Source organism: Mesorhizobium sp. M1E.F.Ca.ET.063.01.1.1 (assembly GCF_003998155.1).
GTDB lineage: Bacteria > Pseudomonadota > Alphaproteobacteria > Rhizobiales > Rhizobiaceae > Mesorhizobium.
The window spans coordinates 1-933 of sequence record NZ_RZSC01001265.1 but is presented as its reverse complement, the minus strand read 5'-3'; the positions used below and the strand labels follow the sequence as shown (position 1 = coordinate 933).

1 protein-coding gene is annotated in these 933 nt (G+C 66.3%); it reads right to left on the bottom strand.

Features of this window, described 5'->3' with window-relative positions:
- On the bottom strand, positions 1-933 hold a 933-nt coding region (locus EOA29_RS37810; RefSeq protein WP_245468759.1), incomplete at both ends, for an alanine--tRNA ligase-related protein.

Below are 933 nucleotides of genomic sequence, written 5' to 3'. Positions count from 1 at the left end.
CCTCGAGCAGCGTCTCGACGCGGGCCGGCACATCGGCCGGCGAGATCTTCAGGGTCGCGGCAGCCGCCTTCAGGCGTCTGTCCTGTTCGTCGAGGTGCCTGCGCGCCGCCTCGCCGGTCAGCGCCTCGATGCGGCGCACGCCGGCCGCGACTGCGCTGTCCGACAGGATGCGCACCAGGCCGATATCGCCGGTCGAACGGACATGCGTGCCGCCGCAGAGCTCGACCGAATAAGGCCGGTTGGCCCTGGCGCCATGCAACCCAGTTCCCATCGACACCACGCGCACTTCGTCGCCGTATTTCTCGCCGAACAGCGCCATGGCGCCCTCGGCGATCGCATCGTCGACCGACATCAGGCGCGTCGTCACTGGGCTGTTCTGCACGACGATCTCGTTCGCCATGCGCTCGACATCCTCGAGCTCTTCCGGTGAGATCGGCTTGTTGTGCGAAATGTCGAAGCGCAGCCGTTCGGGCGCGACCAGCGAGCCCTTCTGGGCGACATGGGTGCCCAGCACCTCGCGCAGCGCCTCGTGGATGAGGTGCGTCGCCGAATGGTTGGCGCGCAACCTGGAGCGGCGCGCATGGTCGACCTTGAGCTCGACCGCGGCGCTGGTTTTGACCGTGCCGCGCGTCACCTTGCCCAAATGCACGAACAGGCCGTCGGCCTTCTTTTGCGTGTCGGTGATCTCGATCGAGAAGCCGTCGCCTAAGATTATGCCGGTATCGCCCATCTGGCCGCCGGATTCGCCATAGAACGGCGTCTGGTTGACGATCACGGCAACGGCGTCGCCTTGACCGGCGCTGTCGACAGTCTTGCCGTCCTTGACCAGCGCCTGGATCAGACCTTCCGCCTCTTCCGTCTCGTAGCCGAGAAAATCGGTCGCGCCCACCTTCTCGCGCACCGGAAACCAGACCGTCTCGGTCGCCGCTTCGC